Annotated in this window: 10 protein-coding genes; 3 read left to right on the top strand and 7 right to left on the bottom strand. The window is 71.9% G+C overall.

The window, feature by feature from the left end:
* Window positions 1-24: 24 nt before the first annotated feature.
* Window positions 25-2,283, bottom strand: a complete 2,259-nt coding sequence (locus ESG85_RS19540; RefSeq protein ID WP_128980977.1) for a UvrD-helicase domain-containing protein — start codon at window positions 2,281-2,283, stop codon at window positions 25-27.
* Window positions 2,280-9,245, bottom strand: a complete 6,966-nt coding sequence (locus ESG85_RS19545) for a DEAD/DEAH box helicase (protein WP_128981186.1) — start codon at window positions 9,243-9,245, stop codon at window positions 2,280-2,282. The genes ESG85_RS19540 and ESG85_RS19545 overlap by 4 nt, the downstream gene beginning before the upstream one ends.
* Window positions 9,246-9,459: 214 nt before the next feature.
* Here ESG85_RS19545 and ESG85_RS19550 point away from each other — a divergent pair, with 214 nt between their 5' ends.
* A complete protein-coding gene (locus ESG85_RS19550) occupies window positions 9,460-10,500 on the top strand; it encodes a beta family protein (RefSeq protein WP_128980979.1) in 1,041 nt (346 codons plus the stop codon).
* Between the two features lie 18 nt (window positions 10,501-10,518).
* On the opposite strand, the gene ESG85_RS19555 is transcribed toward ESG85_RS19550, so the two are convergent.
* The 3 genes from ESG85_RS19555 to ESG85_RS19565 all read right to left on the bottom strand — a co-directional run bounded on the left by ESG85_RS19555 (window position 10,519) and on the right by ESG85_RS19565 (window position 15,361).
* Complete coding sequence (locus tag ESG85_RS19555) at window positions 10,519-14,394, bottom strand: caspase, EACC1-associated type (protein ID WP_128980981.1); 3,876 nt, start codon at window positions 14,392-14,394, stop codon at window positions 10,519-10,521.
* Window positions 14,391-14,816 (bottom strand): effector-associated constant component EACC1, encoded by a 426-nt coding sequence (locus ESG85_RS19560; protein ID WP_128980983.1) that lies wholly within the window; start codon window positions 14,814-14,816, stop codon window positions 14,391-14,393. Before ESG85_RS19560 ends, ESG85_RS19555 begins: the two co-directional genes overlap by 4 nt.
* Window positions 14,817-14,920: 104 nt before the next feature.
* Window positions 14,921-15,361, bottom strand: coding sequence for an ATP-binding protein (locus ESG85_RS19565; protein WP_128980984.1), 441 nt, complete (start codon window positions 15,359-15,361; stop codon window positions 14,921-14,923).
* Window positions 15,362-15,510: 149 nt separating this feature from the next.
* Here ESG85_RS19565 and ESG85_RS19570 point away from each other — a divergent pair, with 149 nt between their 5' ends.
* Both ESG85_RS19570 and ESG85_RS19575 read left to right on the top strand, forming a co-directional pair.
* Window positions 15,511-16,371, top strand: a complete 861-nt coding sequence (locus ESG85_RS19570) for a helix-turn-helix domain-containing protein (protein ID WP_128981188.1) — start codon at window positions 15,511-15,513, stop codon at window positions 16,369-16,371.
* Complete coding sequence (locus ESG85_RS19575) at window positions 16,368-16,571, top strand: DUF397 domain-containing protein (RefSeq protein WP_128980987.1); 204 nt, start codon at window positions 16,368-16,370, stop codon at window positions 16,569-16,571. Before ESG85_RS19570 ends, ESG85_RS19575 begins: the two co-directional genes overlap by 4 nt.
* 50 nt (window positions 16,572-16,621) lie before the next feature.
* Here the strand turns inward: ESG85_RS19575 and ESG85_RS19580 are convergent, their stop codons facing one another.
* Window positions 16,622-21,808, bottom strand: coding sequence for a class I SAM-dependent DNA methyltransferase (locus tag ESG85_RS19580; protein ID WP_128980989.1), 5,187 nt, complete (start codon window positions 21,806-21,808; stop codon window positions 16,622-16,624).
* 13 nt (window positions 21,809-21,821) lie between these two features.
* Window positions 21,822-24,785: a DEAD/DEAH box helicase gene (locus ESG85_RS19585; RefSeq protein ID WP_246095164.1), complete on the bottom strand. Its 2,964-nt coding sequence runs from the start codon at window positions 24,783-24,785 to the stop codon at window positions 21,822-21,824.
* Between the last annotated feature and the right edge of the window lie 43 nt (window positions 24,786-24,828).

The following is a 24,828-nucleotide window of genomic DNA, read 5'->3' on the forward strand; positions in this document are numbered from 1 at the left end:
CCCCCTCGCGATCCCGCTACCGGGCTACGCCTGCCGCGTCAGCGCGGAGCCCAGGAACGGACTGGGCCGGCCGTGCCAGAAGACGTCCACGCTGTCCCGGGCCCGGGTGGCCGCCACGAACAGCAGCGAGCGGGCTCGCTGCATCTCGTGGCGGTACCGCACCGGATCGCTCGTGCGCAGCCGGCTGACCGCCTCGCGCGGCACCAGGCCGTCCGAGACACCCGCGATGATCATCCGCTGGTACTCGAGCCCCTTGAAGCGGAACATCGTGCCGACGTGCACCCCACCGTCGCCCTGGGGTCCGTCGGCACGGATCTCCACCGGCCGGATGCCGTGCGTGCCGAGCGTGTAACCGATCTCGGAGGCCATCTGGTTCGTCGGCACGCAGATGGCGATCTGCTCGTGCGGAATGCGCATGTCGGGGTCGGCGTCCCAGCTCTCGATGAGGGCCGCGATCCCTTCCCGCTCGGCGGCCCAGTCCACGAACGCGTGCCCGGACGGCTGCCGTCCGCTGAGCACGGACCGGTAGCCCGCCAGGGTTTCCTTGTCGCCGTCGAGGTCGTCGTAGTCCGTCTCGCCCAGGACGTCGAGGGCGGAGCGGAGGATCTGCCGTGTCGTGCGGTAGCTCAGGCTCAGCTTCGACGACCGGCCCCGGATGTTGACGCCCAGGCTGCCGAGCGTCACCTGGTTCTTGTAGATGCGCTGATGGGTGTCGCCGACCAGGAACAGGTCGTCCGCCTCCCGGGGCGCCATCGCGCGCAGCATCTTCCAGTGCGCGGGGCGCAGGTCCTGGGCCTCGTCCACCACGATGTGCCGGTACCGGAAGCGCAGCCAGCCGCCCGAGCCGTCCGCGACGTGGATGTTGTCGAGGCCGCCGGCCTCCTCCCGCTGACGTGTGAGGGAGAGGATCCGCTGTTCGCGGCCCATCTCCAGACGGGCGGCGCGCTCGGCGACCTGGTCCCAGGTCTGGCGCCCGAGCCGGTCGAGACGCTGGGTGAAGCGTTCCGCGAGCTGCCAGATCTCGGCGCGCTCGCCCCGGGTGACGTTCCGTCCGCGTCCGGCGCGACGGGCGCGGAAGTAGTCGGTGCGCGTGGCGACGGCCTGCCCCAGGATCACCTGGGTCCATTCGTCGTGCAGGAACTCGGGGTCCCAGCTCTCCTCGCCCAGCTCGTCGAGCAGCGCCCGCCATTCCCGTACGGCCTGGCTGTCGTCCATCACCTGCTTGCCGCTGCCGGGTTCGGCCTCGCGCACGATGCGCAGCGCCAGCTGGTCGACGTGGCTGACCTCGACCCGGGCCAGCAGCTCCTCGCCGCCCAGTTCCAGGAGCCGGGACCGGAGGTCCGCGGCGAGGTTCTTGTTGTAGGTGGTCAGCAGAACCGGCTTGTCACGGCCGGGCCGCAGCTGCCCCACCAGATGGCGCACCCGGTGCAGGGCCACGATGGTCTTGCCCGTGCCGGGTCCGCCGCCGACCCGGGTGGGGCCCGAGTAGCGCCGTTCCACGAGCTTGGCCTGGGTGGGGTGGAGGAAGACCTTCCAGCGGCTGAAGTCGCCGCCCTCCAGGGCTTCCCGTAGTGCCTCGTCGGAGGTGGTGACCACCGTGGCCGGGCGCTGTGCCGCCGCCTGGAAGTCGTCGGGGTCGACCGGTTCGGCGACGGCGACGGGCGCGGTCACCTGGTCGAGGACCTCGTCGTACGCCTTGCCGTCGAAGAGTGCGAGCAGCACTTCGCCGGTGAGCTGGGGCGCGTACTCGACCAGGCCGAGGAGCTGGTCCTCTGTGGTGAGCGTCCGGATGACCGGGAGCAGCGGTTCGGCGACGCCGAGCCCGGACAGCTGGGCGTCGGTCCAGGCCGCGAAGAGCTCCCGCGGCTTGGCCGCCTCGGGCGTGGGGGCCTCGGGTGCGGCCGGCGCCGGGGCGGGCGGGGCGGGAAGCCGGCGGAGGACGCTCTCCTCCACGACCTCCAGGTCGACGTACTCGATGCCGCCGGTGACCTGGTTGACCTGTGCGGACAGCCGGTCGTAGACGTCCTTGCGGTGCTTGACGGAGACGATCAGCCAGTCGTCCTCGGCGAGCCGGATCAGCAGCGCCCGGTAGTCGTCGCTGACGCGCGCCGACCACAGCCGGCTGTCTCCCTTGAGCTGCTGGAGCTTGAGGCCGGTGGTGTGCGGGTTGGTCTTGAACTTGTGCTGGAAGTCGAAGAAGGCGCCCTTGACCGTGCGGGGGAGCTTGAGGATCTCCTTGTCGGCCTTGTCGAGCAGGCGCAGCGTCACGCCCGAGGCGGTCATCGTGTGTGCTCCCCGTCACTGGTGCGGTCGTGGTTGGTGTCCCGGTCCCGGCCGAGCAGCCGGGCGGCCAGTTCGGCGGCGTCCCAGGCCGGCGCCGTACGGGCGTCCCAGCCGGCCGCGGCGAAGGCCTTGTCGCGGTCCGCGGCCTCGTGGTCGGGTTCCGGGCCGTCGTCGCGGGCGGCGAGGACCACGCCGACGCGGGCCGCGGGCCAGGCCAGTTCGGCCTGCCAGCCCCGCTCGTCGAGCTCGTAACCGTCCTCGGGCGCCGGCACTCCGGCCAGGGCCAGGGCCAGGGCCAGTTCGGCCAGGCCCGCCTCGTCGGGGTCGAGGAGTTCGAGCACCGGGTCCCAGCCCGGGTCCCGGCCGGCCGCCGGAGAGCCGACCGGCTCGGCGGCGGCCGCCGCCACTCCGGCGGAGGCCGCGGTGACCGCGGCCGCCGGTGTGCCGTCCCGGACGGCGCCGACCTCGACCGCCGCCGCCTCGGCCGCGACCGGTGCCGACTCCTCCCGGGGCAGCTCGGTCCGGGCGGACTGCAGCCATCCCTCGCCGCCGGTCACGGTCAGCGCTTCGGTGGCGAAGCCCTCGACGAGGCTCGTGGTGAGCTGGGCGCTGTCGCCGCCCCCGTGGTCCAGGAACTGCAGCACGTTGCTCCAGTACAACCAGGCCCGCCAGCGCCGCCGGTGGGCCCGCGCGTCGGCCAAGGCCTCGGCGCTGTCGTCGAGCACGGTCAGACCCGTCCACACCGGCGGGGTGCGCCGGCCGTCCGCGGCCAGGACGAGCCGGCAGCCGGAGGCGTCGGGCCCGTACACGAGCCGGACCGGTCCCGCCGGACCCGTGACCGTCCCGCCGCCCAGCGCCGACAGCAGGGCCGGCCCGAGGCCGTCCGTCCCGAGGGCGGCGGCGCGGACGCCGGCCGCGCCGACGAGCCCCGCGGCGGCGGCCTCGGCCCGCCGCTGCCAGCGCGCGGCGTCGGGCGTCCGCAGATAGGCGAGCAGGAGCCGGGCGGGGTTGACCCAGACGGCGTCGGACAGCTCGCCGGGCAGCCCTCCGCCGATGCGGCTGTAGTAGTCGCGGGCCCGGTTCTGCGCGTCCGCCGGGTAGGGCTGCCAGACCGGGTCGGCCGGGCCCGCCGCCGCGTATCCGGTGTCCCGTACGCGCTCGCGCCATTCCTTGACGTCGTCGTACGACAGCTGGAACACCCGCAGTCCCTCGCTGCGCAGACCGGTGCGCTTCGAAGCGTCGTCGGCCAGCCGGTTGTGCTCGGGGGTCGCGTGGTAGGCGAAGCCGTCGAGGTACACCGCGACGCGGGGGCCGGGCGCGTCGAGCCGTTCGAGGAGTATGTCGGGCCGGGTGCCGTCCAGCGCGCGCTGCTGCGAGACCCGCCAGCTCACGGTCGCCCCGTCTTCGCCCGTCAGCCGCAGGTCGAGCGCGTAGGTGCCGGCCGACGTGGTGTACGCGTCGGCGGTGGCTCCTGAATCGGCGAGCCTCGCCCACTCCTGGAGCGTCTCGATGAAGAGGATCTCCAGATCGCTCTCGGCCTGCCGCTCCAGCGGGATGTGCCGGGTCGTCGCGACGGGTGAGGTCCGCCAGCGCGAACCGTCCTCGCCGAGGAGGTCCTCCAGCATCTGCCGCACCTCGTTGCGGCTGACCTTGTCGTAGTCGGCCGCCGGCACGCGTCGCAGCAGGCACTGGTGGCAGCCGTCGAGACCCTTCTCGCGGCATCCGCAGTCCTCGATGACGTCCCGCGCCTTGAGCAGCACGTCCCGGAAGCCGTCCGCGGACGCGAGCCGGTGCAGATAACCGGTGCCTCCCGGGAGGCGGTCGTAGACCACGAGGAAGCGCCGCGGCCAGTCGGAGCCGTCGGCGCCCAGGTGGTCGGGCATCGTCGCCTCGGCGATGTCGATGTGGTCGGGATCGCCGCCGTACTGCGCCGCGATGCCTGCGAACAGCGCCGCGGTGAACGACGCGAGGCGCTCCTTGGCGCGGGCCACGGAGGCGGGCAGCAGAATGCGCACCGCCTCCGTGGTGAGCTCGTGCGCGAGCAGCAGCGGCACGTCCTCCCCCTTGCCCTGCTGCTCGGCCGGCCCGGCCGCCGGGGTCTCCCTGGTCCGGCGGCGCGGACACCACAGCAGGTGGTGGGCGGCGGCCGCGGTGCTCGCCGCGCCGGAGTCCGTCAGCGCGTGCTGGGGCACGTCCACGACCGGGCGGCCCTCGGCCGTCGCGCCGCCGCAACTGGTGCACACATAGAAGGGGTTGAGCCGCACGTCCGCACCGGCGAGCGGCACGGTGCTGCTGCCCTCCTCCCGGTCGAGACCCAGGTTGAGTGTGCGGATCTTCGCGTGCCGGGTGAAGTCCACGCCGAAGACGGCCGTCTCGTGCCGCCACGACCCGGGGGTGATCCGCTCCGGGTCGACGTCGACCGTCGTGAGCACCGCGTAGTGGCGGCGGTCCCGCTCGTCGCGGTCGTCCCGCACCCGGGCGTCGTCCCGCTTGTCACGGGAGACGACGCGCCGCGGCTGGAGCACGTACTGCACGCAGCCCGCGTCGGCGATCTCCCGCCCTCCGCAGCGGGGACACGGGCTGGTGTCCTTCCTGGCGTCGTGCGTGCGGACGTACCCGCACGCCGGGCAGAGCCGCCACTCGGCCCAGGCACGGCGGTCCGGGGTGCCGACGTCGAGCGCGCGCACCACGTGCCGGTAGCCGTTGACGTAGAAGCTGTTCCCTGGCGCCAGTTCGGTCAGGGCGAGCTTGCGGGAGCGTTCGTAGTCCCGCGTCTCGCTGCGGTACACCCGCTTGGCCGGGTCGCCCGCGGGGTTCTCCGGCCGGGTGTCCTCCTCGTCGTCCGGTGTCTCCGTCCAGTACAGCGTCGCTTCCAGCTGCGTGGTGGTGTCGGTGAGGCTGTAGTTCGGCAGCAGCCCGAGCTCCACCAGGGTGCCGTGCGCGCTCGACTGGCTCAGTTCCCGCAGCAGGTCCCCGGCGCCGCGCCGTTCGGCGAGCAGTTCCCGGCGTTCGCGGTCCTGGACGACGTCCGTGCGGACCAGGTGCTCGGCGGCCTCGTCGATCGCGGCGATCCTGCGCCGGAGTTCCTCGCGCCGGCCGGTCCAGTCCTCCTCCGCCTCCTGCAGCGCCCGGACGATGCCGCCGGTGGCGTACGCCCTGAGCTCGTCCGCCGCGTACGGCGACACGCCGCCGTCGGCATCGTCGCCGCCCCCCGGGAACAGGGCGAGGAACTCCTCGACCAGCGTGGCGCCGTGGGTCTGCGCGGCGTCCGCCAGATCCTGGCACCAGCCCGTGGTGCCGAACAGCGCGGAGGACAACCGGGGCACCGGCGGCAGGAGTTCGCCGTCGGAGGTCCGCAGCCCGCCGCTCGCCGCGAGGTCGAGGAGCCGGGCCGTGTACTGGCGGCGCAGGATCTCCACGGCCGACAGGTAGCAGCCGGGAGGAAGGATCGTCCCCGCGATCATCTCCGACGGCTCGTCCAGGTAGTACAGGTCGCGGGCGCGGCGCCCGCCGAAGGCGACCACCAGCGCGTTGCCCGTACGGCGTCCCGCACGGCCGGCCCGCTGCACGTAGTTGGCGGGGCCCTTGGGCAGCGAACCGAGCAGCACGGCGGACAACTCGCCGATGTCGATGCCGAGTTCCAGGGTGGGCGTGCACGACAGCACGTTGGGGTCGGTGTAGTGCGTGCCCGCCTTGAAGCTGCGCTCGACGCGCTCGCGCTCGGGCCTGGTGAGCATGCCCGTGTGCTCCGCGGTGACCACGCGGAACGTCCCGCCGGTCAGGTAGAGCCGGCGGTAGTAGTCGCCGGTGTAGTCCCGCTCGCGGACCGCCGAGCCGGACCCGGAGGTGCCGGCCCCGCTGCGCGGCATGCCGGGCTGGGGCGGGGTCAGCAGTCCCTTGCACCGGTAGCGCGGGCACGGGTGCCCGTACCAGCGGGTGCGGCGCTCCGGCGCCACGACCTGCTGCCAGCCGCAGTCCTCGCAGCTGACGAACGCCTTGTTGACGACGGCGTCGTCGAGCAGCCGTGCCTCGATGTGCCCCGGCTGCAGTCCGTAGAGCCGTGTCTGCCGGTCCCGGGCGGTGCGCACCGCGAGGACCCGCTCGTCGGCGAGGGCGGGCAGCAGCCGCCGCAGGTACTCGGTGGCGCCGGCGGCGTCCAGGCCGAGACAGCGGCGGGTCCAGTCCTGGTACCAGCCCAGCCGGCCGGTGATCGCGTCGAACTCCGACCTGTCCTTCTGCCCGTCCAGCAGGAAGCGGGGCGGGGCCACGCCTTCGGGGAACGCGGGCATGCCTTCCGGCCGGCGGCCGGAGATGAGGTACCGGTTGGTGCCGGCCTCCTTCATCCAGGTGTCGAGCCACCGGTGGTGCACCGCGCCCCGCAGCCGCAGCCGTTCCAGCAGGCCGCGGACGTAGGCGAGGTAGCGGTCGGGCGTGGGCAGCCCGCCGGTGACGAGGAGCTGGCCCGGCAGGGCCAGGTGGAGGTCGCGGGCGAGCGCCGTGACGCGCTCGGGCTCGGCGACGACCACCTCGGCCGCGGCGGTCCGCGTGAGCTCCAGGGTGCGGCCCATGCGGCTGCGCAGCCCGAACTCCATGACGGTGGCGAAGGCGAGACGCTCGCCGATCAGCTTCCACGTCCGCGCGTCGCCGGTGCCGCGTCCGGAGAGGAGCCGGTCGACTCCGGGTTCGTCGTGCAGGTCGGGCGGCACGACGGCGGCCAGCGCCTCGGGGTCGTCCACCGACTCCAGGACGTGCCCGATCAGGTCGTTGAGCGCGGTCGGCGCGCCCGACTCGTCCAGGTTGTGGGCGAGCAGCGAGCGCAGCGAGAACTTGTACGAGGCGTTGGCGACGTATCCGGCCCGGTGGGCCGCGTCCTGCGTGGAGTCGTTGAAGAGCAGCGTCTTGCGCTCCTCCGGTACGAGCGCGATGTCGCCGCCCGTGAACAGCTGGGTGACGGTCGCCGATGCGAGCGCCGCCTGCGCGGTGCCGAGGAAGCGGATGCTGTTGTCGGTGTGGCAGGCCGGGCAGCGGTCGTCCTTGGCGGCCCGGTCGGCCGACTTCTTGTCGAGCACGGCCAGCGCGAACCAGGCGTCGATCAGGTCGCCCGCGTCCGACGGCGTCGGCAGCCGGTAGGTGCCCTGCCCGCCGTCGAGGACCACCACCGACAGCGGGTCGACTCCGCCGCCATCCGACGGCCGCGCACCGGTCAGCGCGTCCAGCGTCTGCTGCCGTTCGCCCTGCGTGGCGGCGATGAAGTAGCGCAGGCGCCGCTTGTCCCGGCCCACGGACGCCCGCCAGATCCGGTCCTGCGCCATGACCAGCCGCTGCGGGTCCGCCTCGGGGGACAGCGCTGCCCAGCCGGAACGGCCGCAGTTGCGGCAGTACACCGCGGGCAGATGCACCTCGGCGGGCCGGACGGCGGTGTCGGCCCCGGGCAGCGGCTGCGGCCGTGCGGAGGGCGACGGCCAGCCGCCGGACGAGCCGTCGGGTTCCTCGTCGCCGACCGGTGCGGCGTGCACTGCGGCCCGGCGCGCCGCGGTGCGGTCGTCCTCGTACCAGCGGAACTCCGGCGCCGCTCCCACACCGCGCAGCACGCGGGTGACGGGCCGGATCCACAGGTGGGCCTCGATGTGCAGCAGCGGCCGCGGCCGGCGCTCGTCGGACTCGGGATCGCGCGCCGCCGACAGCAGGGCGACGAACCGGGACAGTGCCTGGAGCACCAGCTGCGGGTTCTCCCGCGCGGTGCGCCCCCACGCGTACCCGAAGCGGGCCAGCCGGTCCCGCAGCCCCCACTCGTCCAGCGGCTCTCCGCCGAGCAGCGACAGCACGCCGTGGGTGAAGTCGTGGCGTTTGAGCAGCCGTCCGATGCGGAAGGCGTCGAGGCCGGCGCGGCCGAGCAGCCGCTGCGCCAGCCCGTCCAGGTCCAGCAGACCGGGCTGGGCCTCCACCCCCGGACCGCCGGAACAGGCGATGACCTCCTGCGGCGTGGGTGGCTCGGGCAGCTCGTAGTCCACGGCGCCCGTGAACTCCTCGGCCGTCATCCGCTCCTCGCCGACCACCGCGTCGGCCGGGAACGGCATCCCGAACACCCGCGACGCCACGTCGAGGATGCCGCCCGTCTCCTTGCCCGCGGAGTCCGCCGGGCCCTCGCCCAGGGTCGCCGAGGTCGCCACCGGGCAGATCGACCCGAGCGGCCGGCCCGGCCGTGACGCACCGGTCGCCGCTGCCAGCCGCCGCAGCAGCATGGCCACGTCGGTGCCCTGCGCCCCGTCGTACGTGTGGAACTCGTCCAGCACGACGTACGTGAGGTCGGCGTCCTCCCACAGGGAGCGGTCCTCGCCGCGCTGGAGCAGCAGGTCGAGCATCTTGTAGTTGGTGATCAGCACGTCCGGCGGCGACACGCGCATCTCCTCGCGCCGGGTCATCACCCGGCGGAAGTCCGTGTCGGGCCGGTCGCCGATGTACAGACCGGCCGTCACCTGCGCCAGTTCGGGCCGCGCCAGGTAGTCGCCGATGCGGCCGGCCTGGTCGGTGGCGAGCGCGTTCATCGGGTACAGCAGGACGGCCTTGACACCGCGGTTGCCGCGAGCCCGCTCGCGGCGGCAGTGGTCGAGCACCGGGATCAGGAACGACTCCGTCTTGCCGGAGCCCGTCCCGGTGGTCACCAGCGTCGGCCGGGCCGGGCCGTGCAGCGTGGACAGCCGCGCCCATGCCCGGGCCTGGTGCCGGTACGGGGCGAAGCCGGGGAAGCCGGCCGTCCACTCCAGCTCCCGCTGCCAGCTGTCGTCGGCCACGTGGAACGGTGTCCGGATACGGAGGTACGGCCCCCGGAAGATCCCCGTCTCGGGATGCTCGAGGAAGCGTTCCAGGGCACGCCGGGTGCCCTCGTCGGCGAGGGCGTACGTCGTCGTGAGGTACTGCGTCAGACTGCCGCGCAACTGGGCAGCGGCCATGGTGGGCTTCACGACGGTCCCTTTCGCCTTGCCGATACCGCTGCCGAGCCTCACGAACAGTACCTCGGTGATCACAGCGCTTCCAGATTCATCGAAGTTTCAGTCATGAAGGCTGAAAAGACGCCATTTCGTGCGGCGGTGACACGGTGGATCCCGGAACGGACAACGGGACGGGCGAGGACAGGCGCGGCGAAGAGGACGCGGGCAGAGCCGAGGGGGAGCCGCCATGTCCGGACCGCTGTACGTTCCCGTCCTGCCGGCCAAGCAGCACGCCTGCCAGGCGTACCGGCAGCTGATCCCGTCCGTGCAGGCGGCCGTCGTGCCGCTGTGGAACCTTCCGCCCCGCGCGGGCGCCCATCCCGACGCACTCGCCGTAGGCGTACGGGACGATCTGTGGCGCGTGCGGAAGGCCCATCGCCATCATCCGGCCTGGGTCGACTGCCCGTTTGCCGACGAGACGCAGCAGTCGGCGCTGGCCGAGGCGCTGTCCGCGGACGCCGACGTGAGTCCGTTGCGCCCGGTGACGGGTCCCGACCGCTCGGAGGCCCACCAGGCCGCGATGCTGGAGCACGCCCGGTCCACGGGGAGCGGACTCGGCATACGCGTCATGCTGCCCGGCGAGTGGGACGACGCCGTCGGCCAGGGCGTCCGCGAACTGGTCGCCCGCGCCGGTCCCGCCGTGGAGACGGACCTCCTGCTGGACCTGGACGCCGTCCGGGCCGACCGGACCGACACGGCGAAGGAGTCGCTGCGCGCGCTCGAAGCCCTGATGCCACTGACTCCCTGGCGAACGGCCGCAGTCCTGGGCGGTGCCTTCCCCGCCGGGCTTCCGGAACACGGCATGGCCGTGGAGCCCCGATGGGACTGGCTGGTGCGGCGCGATCTGCACCGCGCCGGACGGGAGTTCGTCCGCGCCCTCGCGTACGGCGACTACGGCATCGACTCCACCACGGCGATCGCCCGCGGCCCCTCCACCGACAACGGCGGCGGCCCGCCCTGGGGCGTGCTGCGGTACACCACCGACGAGTCGTACGTTCTTGTGAAGGTGCCGACGCGAGGCCCCGACCGGTCCGCCTCCGTCCGGGCCGCCGCGCGGGACATCCTCGCCCTGCCGGACTTCCGGGGTCCGGCGGCGAGCGCGGGCGAGACCTGGCTGCGCGACTGCGCACGCGGGCACGGCCCCAAAGGCACCGGAAACGCCGGAGTCTGGCTGCGCGTCGGCAACATCCAGCACATCACGCACGTCGTCCGGAGCCTGCGGACCTGACCCCGCCGGGGAGCGGGCTCAGGCGAAGAGCGGCTCCAGCGTCACGTCACCCGCCAGGATCCGCCACGCCGGCACCCGGACCGTCCGCGCCACGGGTCCGGGCTTCGCGCCGGAGCCGCCGGACGACAGCCCGGGCAGCAGGTCGCCGCGTGCGTGCGTCAGACGCAGATGGCGGGCCGGGTCCTGCCCGTGCTCGGGCCCGGTGTCGACGAGGACGGCGGTGTTGGCGCCGTCCACCGTGAACAGCAGGTCGACGACGTGCCCGCCGACCACCGCCTCGCGCTCCAGATCGGTCACACCACGGCGCCCGAGGAAGTCCTGGAGCCGGTCCGTGAGCTCCTCACGGAAGGCGCTCCGGGGCCTCGCACCGAAGCCCGCACCGGGCCGGTCCGCCGAAGCCCCCGGCCCCAGTACCTGCGACCGCTCCGCGAGGAGCGCCGGAAGCCCCGACTGCCCCTGCCAGAAGGCATGGCTGCCCACCGTGATCAGCTGCGACTTCGCCCGAGTGACGGCCACGTTCCACAGGTTGACCTGGCTCGACACCCAGTGTGTCGTACGGGGCGGGGTGTTGTCGGTGGCCACCGGGCTGAGGACCATGACGTCCCGCTGCCCGCCCTGGAAGGCGTGCACCGTGCCGACCCGCACGCGGTCGTCGTCCGCCCACACCCGCGCCAGGGCGTCCTTCTGGGCACGGAACGGCGTCACGACGCCCACCGTCGCGTCCTCGGGAAGCCGCGCGAGCAGCTCGTCCACCGTCTCCCGCACCCGGGCGGCCTCCGCCGCGTTCCGCGAGGACCGGCCGCCCGCGCCCAGCGCGGACGCGCCGTCCGGCACGTCCACCCAGCCGAGGGCGGGGGCCGGACCGCCCGACCCGACCGGATCGAGCGCCGGAACCTGCTTCCTGACGTCGGTGAGGACCTGCAACTGCCCGGCGTAGCAGTGACCGTTGACGACATCGGCGATCGCCGGATGGCACCGGTAGTGCTCGTCGAGCAGCAGCGTCTCCTCGCCGTGCTGTGCCGCGGCGTGGTACGCGGAGTACACGTGGTAGGCGAGCCGGTGATCCTCCAGCTGCGCCGCGCTCAGCCCCGCCCGCACGCGGGCCTGCCGCTCCTGCTGCGCCGTGATCCCGGGAATGTGTCCGAGCTGCATCGGGTCCCCGATGATCAGCGCCCGCTTGGCCCGGAACAGCAGCGGCAGCACCGCCGGGATCGAGCACTGGCTGGCCTCGTCGATCACGACGAGGTCGAACAGCTCCGGGACCAGTTCGAGCTGACGCACCGAGTGCGTGCTGATGGCCCAGCCCTTCAGGTGCGCCATCAGACTGCGCTGGCTCTTCCAGAAGCCGGAGCGCCGGCGCAGGGCCTGAAGCCGCTGGGCCATCAGCGACCGCCCCCGCGTCATCGCCTCGGCGGACACGGCCCGGGCCAGCTCGCCCGACACCTCCGACAGACCCGCCCGGCTCTCCAGCCGCGCCTGCTTCAACGCCTCCTCGTCCAGGGCGAGATGCCCCGGTACGAGGCTCCTCAGCGCGCCCTCCACCCCGGCGGCCTCGGCCAGGGCGAGCAGCAGCTCGGGCGGTACGGGCCGTTCCGCGGCCCAGTCCGGCCACGCGCCCGTACCGCCCTCCCCGGCGGAGGCGACGAACGCGGACAGCGCCCGCCCCCTGCGCCACCGCCCGAAGGAGTACCAGCGCGCGACGGCGGCCCTGCGCGCCCGCTCCTCCCAGCCGGCGAGCGCAGCGCCCCCGCCTTCGGACCACACCCGCTCCAACAGCGCCACCGGCAGCCCGAGCTCGTCCGAGCGGCGCGCCCGCTCCCGCAGCAGCTCCAGCAGCCGCGCCTCCTCGCCGACCAGCCGCGCCGCCTCGGCCTCGTGCACAGCGGCCCGGACGTGCCGGTTCCTGAGGTCGCCCGCCACGGTCGCCGCACCCCGTGCCGGGGCCTCGACGGGCTCGGCGAGCAGCCGCTCCAGCTTCGCGGCCTCGGCCTCCAGGGCCTCGGAGTTCCCCGTCCGCATGAGCAGCCCAGGCGAGATGGCGTCGCAACGCTCGGCCACCACGTTCACGGCCTCGTTGTTCGTGGACGCGACAAGGACGGACTGCCCGGCGGCCACCGCGGTGGCGACCACCGCCGCCACCACCTCGCTCTTCCCGGTCCCGGGCGGCCCGGTGGACACCGTGAGCGGCCGGGTCATCGCCGACGTGATCACCCGCGCCTGGCTCTCGTTGCACGGCCCGGGGGAGACCAGGACCGGCGGCGCGTCGAGCCCGGCCGGTTCGCCGTCGCTCCCACCGGTGAGCAGCGCGTCCAGGGCGGTGCCGGGGATTTGGCCGGCGCGCGTGGACATCTGGAGCAGGTTCTCCACGAGCCCTTCCGACGCGGTCCGTTCCACACCCGAGGGCGCGAGGAGGACGGCGGCGTTGTGGGCCCCCGGACGCAGCGAGTCCATGACGGAACGCTCGCTGAGCGCGGACAGGTCGAGCGGCTCCAGCTCCGGGAGTTCGAGCCGCGTCAGGAGTTCCCGCACCGCCTTCACCATCTGGGCGGCGTTGCCCTCCTGCCAGGTCGGCTGCCAGCGGCCGAGCAACTCGGCCGCCTCCTCGTCCTCCAGCAGCTCCGTGAGCACACCGCTGTGCAGCGACGGCACCCCGCTCGGCCGCAGCCGGTCCCGCCCGTCCTCGTCGGGCGCCAGCTCCATCGGCTGGACCAGCAGCGGCGCGATGCGCACGGCGGCCCGCCGACCGCCGTTCCCGCCGCGCTCGGGCAGCGTGACGGCCGGATACCCGTACCAGTACTCCTGTAGCCCGGCCTCGTCGACCTTCGCGCCGGTGCTCTTCGCCTTGGGCAGTCCACCGGGCGCGGGAAGACCGGACCCCAGTCCCGACTGGATCGTCTCCGGCCCCTGCCCCAGCAGGAAGTAGTCGGAGTTCCGGCCACTGTCCCGGTCCGGCAGCATCTTCGACTCGGCCTGCGCCCGCAGGCAGTGTGCGTAGTAGCGCAGCAGACGCTCCCGGTCCACGCCGTCGTGCGCGTCCTGCGCGACGAGGCCGCGGGCCTTCGACAACGCCGGGGAGACCGGGGGAGCGCCACCGGCCTCCGGCGGCGGCTCGGGGAGCTGGACGGTCCGCGCCACCGAGCGGGCCAACGGCAGGGAATGCGTGGCGCGGATGGTGGACTTGGTGGGCCGCTGCTCCTCGGGCACGCCGATGCGCACCATCTGCGCGGTCAGGTACTCGAACAGGTCGTCCGGCGTGATCCAGCCGCTGTCCTTGATCCGCCCGCTGCGCAGCCCCTCGACGATCTCCCCGGTGAACCGCGACGTGCCGAGCGAGGAACCGGCCGGAGCCAGCGCCGAGGCCGCCTGGAGGGCGTCCGAGGCGGTGATGAAGTACACGCCGGTCGGCCGCAGCAGCGTGCTGGGTGCGGGACGTACGCCCCCGTCGGCCGCTCCCTTGGCCGTCCAGCCCTGGACGACGGAGCCACTGGAGCAGCAGTCGAGCAGCACGACCTTCGACGAGGCCCGGCACGACGTGAGCATCCGCTCCAGGAACTCGGCCGGCACGGCCGTACCCGGCAGGTCGTCCGGATCGGCGTCCCGGGTCAGGAAGTACAGCTGCCCGTCCGCCTCGCAGAACTCCCCGTGCCCGCTGAAGTAGAGCAGCGCCGTCTCGCTGGCCTGCCGCTCCTCAAGGAACGTCTCCACGGCGTGCAGCATCTCGGCCCGCGTCGGCTCCGCGACCATCGCGCAGTCGTTGTACATGCCGATCTCGGTGCTCTCCAGCACCGCCTGCATGTAGTGCAGGTCCGCCCGCACCGCCGGCAGCTCGTGGTATCGCCCGTCGTCGTACGTGGATACGCCGATCAGCATGGCGTACCGGTCGTTGTCACTCACGTCGTGCCGGGCCCGCCCTGCGCGCCGTCCCCCTCCGTGGGGCCGGAGTCTCCGTTGAGGAACCGCTCGATCTGCGCGTCGTCCGCACGGGCCTGCTTCCCGGAGATGGTCAGCGTCGCCCCGTCGGGCCGCGTGACGACGATCGTCCGCTGCGGCACGCGCGCCAGCCACAGCTGAAGCGCGGCGGCGACCAGGGAGCCGCCGCCGAACACCAGACCGAGGAGATCGGCGACCGGCCCGCCCTTGTCGGTGGTGGCGCCGGTGGTCGCGGGCCCGGCCGGAACGTCGAGCGCGGCCTGCGGGTCGGTCTCGGCGAGGGCGGCGAGCAACTCGCGGGCTTCGCGCCGCGCGCGCAGCGGATCTTCGTCGACGATGGAGATGCGGTAACCGGCGGCCGGGTCGGTGTGATGGGTGCTGCTCACGTGCGCTGTTCCCCCTTGGGCTCCCCCGTGCAGTGCACACACGGACGCACGACCCTAGCGACATGCGCGGACAGACCGTCGGCCAATTTCCGAAAACCCGCTGGTCATTGGCGCGAAAGGCACACCTCGGCCCACACGGTCTTTCCCGGAGCGCCCACGCGCGGCGCCACCGCCCACCGACTCGCCAGCCGCGCCACGACCAGCAGCCCGCGCCCCGACTCGGCGTCCGCAGGCGGCTCGTGGGAGGAGAGCAGCGGTACGCGCTCGGTACGGGTGTCGGTGACCTCGACACGCAGGGTGTCCGCCGAGTCGGTGAGCCGGAGCTGGAAGTCCCGCCCGGACACATGCCCGTGACGCACGGCGTTGCCGGTCAGCTCGGCGGCGATCAGCGTCATCGTCTCGTTGGCGGTCGAGGTGTACGGGTGCCCCCAGCTGTCCAGACGGTGGGAGACGAGCCGCCGGGCGAGACGGGCGCCGCGCGGGGAGGACGTGAAGCGCATCGCGAACTCAAGGGCGGTGGATACGGGGGAAGTTTCGCTGTTCATGAGACACAGGCTGGCGCGTGCCGCTTACGCTGAGTAAGGCCCGACGTGCGTACAGGGGGTAGCGGTAGGCGCGGTGTCGGTGCCTGTAGGCGGCGCGGAGCGTGACGGCCGACGCGGAGCGGCGTTGGCCGGTGGAGGTGATGGTGGGCATGAACGAATCCACCCAGCGGGCAGAGGACGACGACCCGGCCGGCGACGCCGCCGCACCGGATCCAGGCTCGGGCATCCTGCGCGTCTTCGGCCGCCAGCTGAAACGGTTCCGGGTACGGGCCGGGGTGGAGCGGGCGGAGTTCGGGGCGCGGCTGGGGTACTCGGCGTCGACGATCGCGGCGTACGAACAGGGGCGGAGGGTCCCGCCGCCGCGCTTCATCGACCAGGCGGACGAGTTGCTCGACGCGGGCGAGGTCCTGAAGGAGATGAAGGAGGAGGTTGCGCGGGCGCAGTACCCGGCATTCTTCCGGGACGCGGCGAAGCTGGAGGCGGAGGCGGTTGAGCTGCACGTGTACGACACGCATGTCGTCAACGGCCTCTTGCAGACCGAGGAGTGCGCCAGGGCGGTGTTCGGCATGTGGCGGCCGCTCCTCGATGAGTCGGTCATCACGGAGCGGATCGCAGCCCGATTGGCCAGGCAGCAGATCTTCTCCAGGCGCCCACACCCGCACGTGAGCTTCGTGATCGAGGAGGCTGTACTTCACAAGCGGCTCGGCGGACGGGACGTCTGGCGAGGCCAGCTGGAGCACATCCTGCTGGTCAGCCAGTCGCGCAACGTCGAGGTCCAAGTGATGCCGCTCGATCGCGAGGAACATGCGGGCCTCGCAGGGCCTTTCACCTTGATGGAGATGAAAGACGGACGCAGGATTGCCTACGCAGAGGTGCAGAGCGACAGTCGTCTGCACACCGAGCGGGGCAAGGTCCGTGAGCTGGAGGCTACGTATGGCAGCCTGCGTGCTCAGGCCCTTACACCGTGGGATTCGCAGGCCCTGATCGAGAAGTTGCTGGGAGACCAATGAACGCGAAGAAGCCCAGGCGCGAGAACAACACGCTTGCCTGGTTCAAGAGCAGCTACAGCGCCGGTGACGGTGGCCAATGCGTCGAGGTGGCCGGGTGCCGGAGCTGTGTCCACGTCCGCGACTCCAAGGACGCGGGCCGCCCTGGGCTCGTGGTCGGCACGTCCGCCTGGACGGCGTTCGTCGGCTTCGCACGGCGGTAGAACGACAACGTGGCTGCCCCGGACCTCGAAGGGTCCGGGGCAGCCGCATGTCACGCCGCGCTCGTCCCGGCCGCCTTCCGCGCCGGAGGCGTCCAACGCCCGAGCTCGATCTCCTTGTCCAGCCGCGCCTGGAAGTGCGCGTGCGCCGCCCGCATCTCGGCTTCACGGTCGGCCTTGTAGAAGGGCCCGACGTAGCCGGCGGGGGGCGGGGTGTTGGCGGGGTCGGCGAGGTGGGCTTGGAGATCGAGCCAGTCTTGCTTGGTCTGGCCGTGACCGTAGGTGTTGTGGTTCGCGGCAATCTTTCTGCCGTCGGCGTCAAAGTACATCGCTGATTCGTAGTCGGCTAGGACCGGATAGCGGGATTTGTAGATTGCGACGAGCTGGTCAGCAGTAATACCGAGCCAGACAGAAACGAGGGAGTCGAGTTCGACTAGGGCCGCGCGGCGTTCGTACTCGCTACGCAGGGGAGTGCGGTATTCCCAAGTGGAATCGAGGTCGGCGCCGAGCGGCTTGAGATTCGGCCAGTGGTGGTTTGCCCACTCCTCGTAACCAGCCCAGCGCGGGTCGAAGAGCTCCTTCCAGAGGGGGGAGTAGTGGCTTGTGAGGGTGTTTAGGCGGAGGGTGCGGAGGAGGAGCGCTGGCGCAAGAGGGTGGGCAGGGTCTACGGCGGGCATTTTGTGCGCTTCTGCGACTCGAAGGTCTGAACGGTCTGTGATCCGCAGGAGATAGTCCAGTGGTAGGGCGGCCCAGAACCCGGCAGTAAGGGCGGTACGGCGATTGTCCGCCAATGCCATTGAGTTGACGGCGTCAATGTGGGCAGTGCCTGGTGGGATTATGGCGGCGAACAAGCTGCGGTTGCCGTCAAAGTCGATCATGCGGCGCCAGGCGAGGCGAAAATGCTGGGTGTAGCGCTTGCCGCCCCAAACCTCTTGCGATGCCTGGTATCGATCGAGGGTGCATGAACGCACGTAGTTCGTCCGTGGGACATGATCGGCGCCCAACGTGTGAGCAGGAGTCTCGAACCAGTCGCGAGGTGACTTGCATGGGATCTTTGGATTCTGGGCGAATGGAGTTCCGACCAGGAAGTGGGGCCCTTGGAGTACGACTTCGTCGATGCTGTCAATGTCCGTTGTGGACCAGCGAATTAGGCCGTCCTTCTTGGCGTTTGTCTCGTTGTACCCTTGAGTGATGGAAGTTGCATGTGCTGCAAGGCGATTGGTGACGAGCGAAAGCGTGGAGACGGCCCCTTGTTCCCTGATGGTGACGGGGTAAAGCAGCGGAGCTTCGCTGTCGGGGATCATATTCTCGCCGGAAAGGCGATTCCATTCGGCTAGGCGGATTGCATCTACGTGGATGAGGCGGTCGCGGTGGGGGCGGCAGTCCCATTTGCCGTCATGCTTAATCCCGGGCAGTGGACCGCGGCCATCGTGGGTGATTGATGACGTAAGCGTCTCGGGCGAGTAGAGCCAACTGACGTGAGTGAATCCGACAGAATTGGAGGAACCGTAGACGTTGACGCTGAATTTGCGTGTCGGCCCGACATCTTCGAACAGCTGGAGGCGGTTAGAGAAGTGTGCGTGCATTCGCAAATGCTTATAGGCCGCCTTTCGTAGGGGTCCTTCCTTTACGCCGCTGAAGTGGCTATCGGGATGGATTAGCCCCGTGGTGCCCGCATGACTTGCATGACGCCACACCTGCGTCATGAACGCGCGGTAGAGGTCTGGGCGGGTCTTGGTGAGCAGGGGGTACATCGGCTGGGAGGTGAGGAGCGCGGCTGTAGCGGAGGTGCCTACTAGATCATCAAGGATGAAAGCAGTGTTCTTCCCGTCCTTGAGCGTTTCGGCCTTGCGTAGGCGCCACTCCTCCGCTCCGGGCTTCTCGGACAGTTTGAACCATGCCTCCAACTCGGCCAGAGCCGCATCCTCCTTCCAATCCGGCCTCACCCACGGCGGATTCCCCACCTGCAGATCAAACCCACCCCGCCCCCCGAACACCTGGGCGTACTCCAACTCCCAGTGGAAGAACCCCTGCCGCTTGGCCACATCCCCCGCGACCCCCACCCACGGGAACCGCCCCTCCAGCCAGTACGACCGGTCCATGCCCATCCAGTCCGGCAGCTCGTCCTCGTACCGCTCCAGGTCACCGAGCGAGTCGAACGACGCCACCAGCGACTCCGCCGGCACGTCGTGCGTGCCAAGCAGCGCCTCCGCGAAGTCCAGCCAGTCGTCCAGGTTCGCCAGCGGGATGACCTCGCGGCGCTGGCCCGCGAAGGACTGCTCGCCCTTGCGCGTGCCCTTGCGCCGCTTGTCGATGTCGCCGCGCCTTACCTCCTTCACGGTGACGTTCCCGAGGAGGTCGACCTCCTCGTACGTACGGATCACGTCCGACGCCCCGGATTCCGCAGCAGCCCCGCCCTGCGACGCTGGCACGACCTCCGCCCGCTGGTACCGCGCGTCCGTCCCGTCCAGCAGCGCAGCCTCCTGCACCGGCCAGAACCAGAGCGCGCACCACGTGTCCATGAGCTTCTTCAGCCGCCAGTACGGGGTGTCCACCGCCGTGAGATCGGCCAGCACCTTCTCCCGGGGCACGGCCTCCTTCGGCCGGCGCAGCCACTCCGGCTCCGCCTCCCACACGTCCACGCGCCGCGAGATCTCACGCTCGGAGATCGTCAGCCGCTGCACGACCAGGTCCCACAGGTACTCGGCCCGCCGCGCCAGGCCCTGCAACCGGGCTGTCTGCTTGGCCGTCGGGGACTTCGTGACCGCCTTGCGCCACGCACCGAGCGCCTTCGCCGCCTCCGGCGCCAGCGCCTTCGCCTCCTTCTCGGCGGCGACCGCGCCCCACTCCTTCGCCGGGAGGAGGAAGTGGTGCACCGCGCCCTCCGGCAGCGGGACGCCCGCCTGCGCGTCGGCGAGCGGGTAGCGCTCCGGGGGCGTGCCGAGCCAGCCGCCCTTCTTCAGGCGTTCGGGGCCGTACACCTCGCGCCGGCCGCCGATCAGGGAGTTGCCGCGCCGCAGGTGGAGGCCGAACCAGGGGGCCTCCATGCCGGGGTGCATGGTGTTGAGCCACAACGACACCTCGGCCAGCTCGACGGCCGTCTCGTTGAGGTCGACGCCGTACGAGTTGTGCAGGGCGATGTAGGCCTTGACCCTCTGGAGTTCGACGGCGTACTGCTCGGTGTCGATGGAGCGGCCGAGCTCCTTCTGCCGGCGCCGCAGGTACTCTGCGGCGACCTGATTGATGGCCTCGTTGAGGAACGCGCCCGAGCCGAGGGCCGGTTCGCAGATCTTCCAGTCGAGCAGCTCGCGCGCCTCGGTGACCGTGCCGTCCTGGTCCAGGCGGTGCTGGAGGGCCAGCTGCACGGTGACCTTGGTGAGGGACTCCGGGGTGTAGTAGGAGGCCGAGGTCTGGCGGTCGCGGCCGGAGAGCCGGTAGACGAACGAGCCGGGGGAGTACCGGACGCGCAGCTCCTCGCCCGTGTCCCGGTCCGGGCGCCGGACGAAGACCGTGTCCGGGTACTCGTCGGCCTTGGACTTGGGCACCAGCCAGGAGCCGTCCTTCGGGTCGCCGCCCTTGGCGACCTCGTACAGCTCCTCGCCCGCGATGAAGCCGGAGTACGACATCAGGCCCTCGTACACGGCGCCGAGCTGGTTGATGCCCAGCTGGGCGTACGAGATGAAGCCGCCGCGCTCGCCCTTCTTGCCCTTGGTGAGCATGAGCTTGTGCAGGACCTCGTACAGGGTGGCGTTGCGGAGCCGGGTGTCGAGGTAGCGGACGCGCTCGCCGCGCGCGAGGGCCTCGTCGGCGTCGTGACGGGGGTCGACGACGGCGTCCGCGCCGATCAGCTTGATCGAGTCCCGCTCGAAGAGCGTGGAGTGCAGGGGCTCGAAGCGCAGGCCCAGGTCCTCGCTGGTCTTCGCGCCGACGGCGCCGACGCCACCGACAGTGCCGGCGGTCTCCGCCGTCTTGGCCGCCTCGCCGTGGGTGCGGCGCGGCCGGTAGCCGTCCTGGACCTTGCGGAACAGCAGGTCGAGGGACTCGTACAGGTAGAAGCCCCGGCGGGACTTCTCGTCGACGAGGTCGCGCTCCGCGACGAGTTCGCCGAGCCGGCCGAGGCCGTAGCCGAGCTGGTACTCGGGATAGTCGGACGGCAGGATGCCCAGCTCGGGGCGGGCCTCGGCGTACAGCAGGAACAGGATGCGGTAGAGGTAGCGCAGCGACTCGCGGGTCAGCTGGCGGCCGAGTTCGGGGAGTTCGCCGATGTCCTGGGGGCGTACGCCCTGCTCGCGGAGGCGTTCCAGGACCTCGTTGGCGATCAGTTCGACGCTCAGCCGCAGGCCGTCGCGCAGCTCGCTGGAGACGCCCACCGCGTGTTTGGTGGACTTGCCGACGAGTTCGGCGAGCGGGTTCTCGCCGCCTTCCTCGGGGGTGCGGAGCGAGTCGGCGCCGAACAGCGCGGCGACGGTGTCGAGTTCGCCGCCCGGTCGGGTGTCGTTGCGCTGGAGCGCGATGTCGAGGGAGACGGCGAGGTAGCGGCCCTCGCCCCACGCCATCCGGTCGGCGAGGACGACGACGCCGCCGACGAGCAGCAGGACATAGCGCGGGGCCTCGTCGCAGGCGAACAGGAACGAGGCCAGCTTGGAGCCGGTGACGAGGCTGTTCGAGCCGTCGAGGACGACGGGGTCGAGAAGGCGGCCCGGGCCGTCGGGGTCCAGGGCGGCGTCCGCCTCGGCGGCCCAGCCGCAGTCGAGGGCGACGAGGCCCTTCTCGGCGTGCGCGACCGTGATCTCATGGCTCTGGCCCGCCCGCCAGACGGTGAGGTTGCCGGGCTTCGCGTCGTAGCCCAGTGCGCGCAGGACCTCGGCGTTCAGCGCGTGTACCCGCTCCCGCCAGGCGGGGGCGTCGTACGTCAGCGCGTCGTCGCCGGTGTCGGGCGTGGAGGCGGTGCCCTCGGCGTCCTCGGGGAGGGCGAAGAACGAGCGGGCCCGGAAGTAGTCGCGGCGCAGTGCCCGGAGACCGGCCCGCGGAGTGACCGGCAGGGCCTGCTTGGTGTCCTCGCGCAGAGGGTCGAGGCTTTCGGCGGACGCCGCCTCGCCCGTCCCGGCCGGGGGCTTGGCGGCCTCCTCCCGCTCCTTCCAGGTCTGGAGCAGGCCCGTCTTGAGGTCCTTGGGCAGCACCTCGGCGAGGTAGTGGGCCGAGAAGTAGTCGCCGCGGTTGACCAGGGAGTCGTACGTCATGACAGTGGCTCTCTCAGAGGGCGGCGGGCGCGGCGGACGGGGCGGAGGACGCGGCCGGCGGTGCGTCGGGGTCGGGCAGCAGCACCGCGAGGACGCGGAGCATCGGGCGCTGCCCGGTGGTCAGCAGGTCGTCGGCGAGGTCGGTGAGCCGCCGCTTGGTGTGCTCGCCCGCCAGCGTGGGCTGCTCCCAGTCGCCGAGCCGCAGCTTGTGGCGCTCGATCGACTCGCGCAGCGGCCGGTCCCAGGCGTCCCGGTGCCGCTCCATGAAGGCCTCGGCGGCCTCCAGTACGGCGGGGATGGCGGCGGCCGGCGGGGCGGGGTCCCGGTGGCGGAGCTTGTTCGCCATCGTCGGGCCGACCCCGGAGCGGCGCAGCAGCGACACCATGTCGTCGTCCACGGCCCCGCTGCCGGTCACGCCCATCCACTTGACGACCGTCGGCCGGCCCAGGGCGTTCGAGTACACGCCCTGGACGAGATAGGTGGGCTCCGCCACCTCGGCCGTGATCATCGGCGCCTCCTGGCGTCCGAGCCGGACGAGGACCTTGTCCGTCAGCCACTCGACGACCGGGTGCAGGTCGGTCAGCAGCGAGATCTCCGGCCAGCTGGAGGTGGAACCCGCCTCGCGGGCCCGCTGGAGCGACTGCTGGGCGAGACGCCGGTTGAAGGTGACCAACAGGCGTTCGCGCAGCCGCTGTTCGCGCAGGTAGTCCACGGGCAGCGCCTTGAGGCGGTGGAGGAGGTCGGCCGGGGGACGGAAGGACAGCAGGCCCGACTGCTCGTCGCGGTCGAGCTCCAGACGGTCCCGGGCGTCCGGGTACACCTCGCGCAGCGCCTCGTCCAGGAAGTGGGCGGTCGAGTCGAAGAGACGGGGGAGGACGGAGCCCGTGGCCTCACCCGTACCCGCGCCGGTAGCGCCGCCGGCCGTCTCGGGGGCGGACGCCCCGCCGGCCTCCGCGGCCTCCGCCTGCGGCTCGTCACCGACCGCTCCGAAGAAGTCCGCCAGGAAGTCGTCCATGGCATCCGTGCCGGCGTCCTCGCCGGACCGGCGACCGTCGAGGGACTCGTCCACGGTCCTGCCGCGCAGCAGATCCTGGATGAGGGACTTCTCCTCGGCCTCCGCGCGGTAGAGGCCGGTGACGGCCTCCGCCGTCCCGAGCGAGCGGTGCGCCTGGTCCTCGCGCTCCAGAAGCCGCTCGGAGACCAGGGTGTCGTCCTTCGCGCCCTCCGTGCCGCTGGTGAGGATCAGGGCGCGGAACTGCGGCGGCTGGGCCTGCCCGTAGCGGTCGATGCGGCCGTTGCGCTGCTCGATGCGGATCAGCGACCACGGCACGTCGTAGTGGACCAGCTGGTGGCACTGGCGGTGCAGGTTGACGCCCTCGGAGGCCACGTCGCCCGTCAGCAGGATCCGTACCGGAGCGCCGGCCAGCCCGAACTCCTCCACGACCCGCATCTGCTGCTCGTCGGACAGACCGCCGTGCATGACGCGCAGGCAGTCCTTCGCGGTCCGGCCCCGGAAGCCGAGGGCGGCGGGCAGGACGGTCGCCAGCCACTCCAGGGTATGGACGCGCTCAGAGAAGACCACGACACGGGTGTCGGAGGACGGGCCGACGCCGATGCCCTTCAGCTGCTCGACCAGCGCGGCGAACTTCGCCGAGTCCGCCTCCGTCAGGTCCGCGGTCAGTTCCGCGAGCCGGCGCAGGGCGGCGAGCTCCGCCGTCGTGGCCCGGGGGTCGTCCTTCTTCTCCAGGGTCTTGATGCGGGCGTTCACGGTGGCCTTGAGCGCCGCGTGCGAGGAGAGGAAGGACTTGAGGAGCGTGTACGGGAAGAGGGGGACGGAGCTCACGGACGGGCTGCCGTCGCGCGGCAGCCAGACGGCCGCCAGCTCCTCGAAGATCCGCTCCTCGGCCGGAGTGGCGGGGCAGTGTACGGCCTGGGACGGTCCGCGGTCCGCCCACTGGCCCTTCATCTGCTCGCGGACCTCGGTGCTGACCTTCGTACGGCGGATGAAGAGGTGCTCGATGTCCTCGGCCCGGTAGTTCTCCGGGTCGCGGATCGCCGCCGGGTCCAGCAGGGCGATCAGCTCGGCGAACGACCTCGCGTCGCCGTTGTGCGGCGTGGCGGACGCGAGGATCAGGGCGTCGGTGCGCGGCGCCAGGGTCTGGGCGAGCTGGTTGCGCAGGGAGCCGCGGTTGATCAGGTTGTGCGACTCGTCGATGACGACCGCGTCCCAGCGGATCTGCTCCAAGTGGTGGCGGTACTGGTCGGTGTTCTTCAACGTGTCGATCGAGACGATCACGCGCTTGAAGAACGTGAACGGATTCCGCCCGGCGGGGATCTCTCGCTGGATGCGCTCGATGCCCACCGAGTCGAGCCGGACCAGCGGAATGGCGAACCGTGTCCACAGCTCGTGCTGGAACTGCTCCAGGACGTGCTGCGGCGTGACGACGAGGATGCGCTCGCCCCGGCCGCGCCGGATGAGCTCCGCGAGCGTCAGACCGATCTCCAGCGTCTTGCCCAGGCCCACCACGTCCGCGATCAGCAGCCGGGGACGCAGATTGGCGCCGGAGAGCGCGAGTTCGGCGGGGCGGCGCTGGTAGGGGAGCGGGTCCAGGAGGAAGGACTCCGCGAGCGCGAGCCGCCGCTCGGACTGGGGCAGCGCCGTGCGGCGCAGCACGGCCTCCAGGAAGAGCCGGGAGCGCCGGTAGGTGGGGGAGTCGTCCGCGATCAGACGGGTGTCACGCGGGTCGATGAGCTCGACGGTGTCCAGGCCGGTGAAGAACACGGCCTCCTGGTCCCGTACGAAGTCGGACACCCCGACCACCTCGACCCGGGTGCCGTCGTCGGCGGTCGGCACCGCGTTCCTGACCAGCCACACCTCGTCGCGTACGAGCACCTGCGCGCCTGCCGGGAACTGCTCCCGCCCCGCCGCGTCCGACGCGTCGCCGTGCTGCTCGGGGCTGGTCTGGACGGCGGTCACCCGTGTCCTCCTGTGGTGATTCGTGACGGTGGTGGCAGGCCCC

Source organism: Streptomyces roseicoloratus (assembly GCF_004117935.1).
Taxonomy (GTDB): Bacteria; Actinomycetota; Actinomycetes; order Streptomycetales; family Streptomycetaceae; genus Streptomyces; species Streptomyces roseicoloratus.

Coding starts and splice junctions, on each gene's coding strand:
- ESG85_RS19575 (WP_128980987.1), top strand. CDS start 16,368: ATGAACGCGAAGAAGCCCAGGCGCGAGAACAACACGCTTGCCTGGTTC.
- ESG85_RS19540 (WP_128980977.1), bottom strand. CDS start 2,283: ATGACCGCCTCGGGCGTGACGCTGCGCCTGCTCGACAAGGCCGACAAG.
- ESG85_RS19570 (WP_128981188.1), top strand. CDS start 15,511: ATGAACGAATCCACCCAGCGGGCAGAGGACGACGACCCGGCCGGCGAC.
- ESG85_RS19580 (WP_128980989.1), bottom strand. CDS start 21,808: ATGACGTACGACTCCCTGGTCAACCGCGGCGACTACTTCTCGGCCCAC.
- ESG85_RS19550 (WP_128980979.1), top strand. CDS start 9,460: ATGTCCGGACCGCTGTACGTTCCCGTCCTGCCGGCCAAGCAGCACGCC.
- ESG85_RS19565 (WP_128980984.1), bottom strand. CDS start 15,361: ATGAACAGCGAAACTTCCCCCGTATCCACCGCCCTTGAGTTCGCGATG.